This is a genomic window from Borrelia hispanica CRI (genome assembly GCF_000500065.1).
Lineage (GTDB): Bacteria > Spirochaetota > Spirochaetia > Borreliales > Borreliaceae > Borrelia > Borrelia hispanica.
Genome location: NZ_AYOU01000147.1, coordinates 1 through 1976, shown reverse-complemented (window position 1 = coordinate 1976; position 1976 = coordinate 1). Strand labels below are relative to the sequence as shown.

The following is a 1976-nucleotide window of genomic DNA, read 5'->3' as shown; positions in this document are numbered from 1 at the left end:
TTGAATTGCTTGTTTTAAATATTCTTTTTCTTTATTAAATTCATCGTCACCATTGCTACCTTCTTTTTCAAGTGCATCAATTGCTTGTTCATAATCATTTATATTTAAATATAATATTTTATATTTTGGTGATGTAGTATTAAGTTTAATTTTTGAACATTTATAGACAAGTAGTGGTGTATAATAACTTACTTGATTTAGATCCAATCTAGAATGCGTTAAATTAACACTAATTGTATCAGCTGGCATTATTTTTCTCCTTAATTTTTTCTTCTTCTATTTGTATATTTGCTCTAAATCCTTGACTTAAACAATAAGTTAAGTTGCTATGATTGCTATTTATGTCAAGGAGACCATTGTTTTGCATATTTGTTGTATGGTGAATATAAAATTTCAAATTTATTTGGTAGTCATTATCTTCAGGTGTAAAAGTAAAGCTTTGAGTTGCAAAGTCATATAAGAAGTCACTAAATAATGTATAAAGTAACATAAGTCTTTCATATGCATCTTTGTTTGAATTGTTCGTTAATGCCATAAAATATAGTTGAAAATTGATAGCAAATTCGTTGACATTATTATAAAATACACCTGTTCTTGAATTATGATTAAAGAGACCATCAATATTATTAAAATGCACAGCAATTATATTTGAATTATTTATTGTATATTTAGACATGTATGGATGGTTATATGTATTTATAATACCAACATCAAGCTTATAAATACTTGCAAATTTGATAAACTCTTTTAGAGTTGATATTATACATTTTTCAACAGTAGTAATATCTAGCATCATTTATTTATCCTATATTCAATTGAATTAAGCATAAGGCCTGTATCAACAAGTGGTATTTCTGGTGTTTTGCTTCCTTTATTTCTCTTTAAAGCAATTGTTTTTGGAGATAGTTTAGGCGTAATTTTAGATGATAAGACATAATTCTTATAGTAATTGATAAATGCAATTCCAAATGCATTCATGCCATTCTCTATGCTCTTATTAAATTCACTTCTCATGTAATCGGTATTAACATATTCTTGAAATTCAGATAAATTGGCTATTTTGGTTAAATGTTTACGTATTGGAAGTTTATGACTTCCCTTTTCATGCATACGTGCTTCTTTTGAACGTACATCAAACCAACCAATTTCAAGTTCAATGTCTATATCCATTTGATATTCCTTAAAATTAGTGTCTGATAGCCAACGCTAGAATCAATCTTAATAATTTCAAAGAATGTATCATCTAACGATATTCTATCTTTAATTTCAAAATTAAGATCTGCATTTGTATAAAGCTTTGATAAGCCTTTTACATCACTTATGTTTAAGTCATAAATTTTTACTAGTTCTTGTGGGGATATATCGATAATAATTCCAACAAAATCTGTGTAATTATTCTTATCAAAAGTAATATCATGACTTGCAAATTCATTATCTGTACTATTTATAGCTTTATAAAAGCGAATATCAGATGTTTCTTTGAAGTAGTGAATTACTCGTCCTGCAAGATTTTTAAGCCTGAGTCTTACATGCATTATACAACTCCTATTGCAAAAGGTTTTGTTTGCTCTAGTTTTACTTCTTTAAGTAGAGCTTCAAAAGCAATACAATAATCATTATTTATACAGGTTGTATTATCAGATGTTGGATGATAATCAATCTCCAGTTCACCTAATTTTTCTTTCTTTATTCGTCCAAGATCAATATCATGTATTACACCACAACGTTGTAACTTACATCCTAAGTAGTAATATAAGAGTAGTGATGCTTGACTTTCATTTAATGAGTTCAAGCTGATACCTTTTGTTTTAATTATCATCTCAAGTAAATTTGCTTGTTGTTGAAACTCATCAAAACTTAAATTATCTTCTGTTACATTTAAAAGAGATTTAATTTTAAGATAAATATCTCTAAGTCCTTCTGATTCGACATCACTACTCATCAACTTTAATTCCTTTAACTTTGTTTAATATCAA

Annotated in this window: 5 protein-coding genes; all 5 read right to left on the bottom strand. The window is 27.1% G+C overall.

What is annotated here, in order from left to right:
• The coding region (locus U880_RS10310; protein WP_024654525.1) for a DUF787 family protein at nt 1–249 on the bottom strand (249 nt) is incomplete at its 3' end.
• Entirely contained in the window at nt 239–796 is a 558-nt protein-coding gene (locus U880_RS0106235) for a DUF764 family protein (protein WP_024655206.1), read from the bottom strand. The genes U880_RS0106235 and U880_RS10310, both read right to left, overlap by 11 nt.
• Nucleotides 793–1170, bottom strand: a complete 378-nt coding sequence (locus U880_RS0106230; protein ID WP_024655205.1) for a hypothetical protein — start codon at nt 1168–1170, stop codon at nt 793–795. The genes U880_RS0106235 and U880_RS0106230 overlap by 4 nt, the downstream gene beginning before the upstream one ends.
• The gene (locus U880_RS0106225) at nt 1161–1538 is read right to left on the bottom strand and encodes a DUF1506 family protein (RefSeq protein WP_152520414.1); all 378 of its coding nucleotides are present in this window, start codon (nt 1536–1538) and stop codon (nt 1161–1163) included. Before U880_RS0106225 ends, U880_RS0106230 begins: the two co-directional genes overlap by 10 nt.
• A complete protein-coding gene (locus U880_RS0106220) occupies nt 1535–1942 on the bottom strand; it encodes a DUF3890 domain-containing protein (protein ID WP_024654391.1) in 408 nt (135 codons plus the stop codon). Before U880_RS0106220 ends, U880_RS0106225 begins: the two co-directional genes overlap by 4 nt.
• Nucleotides 1943–1976 lie beyond the last annotated feature (34 nt).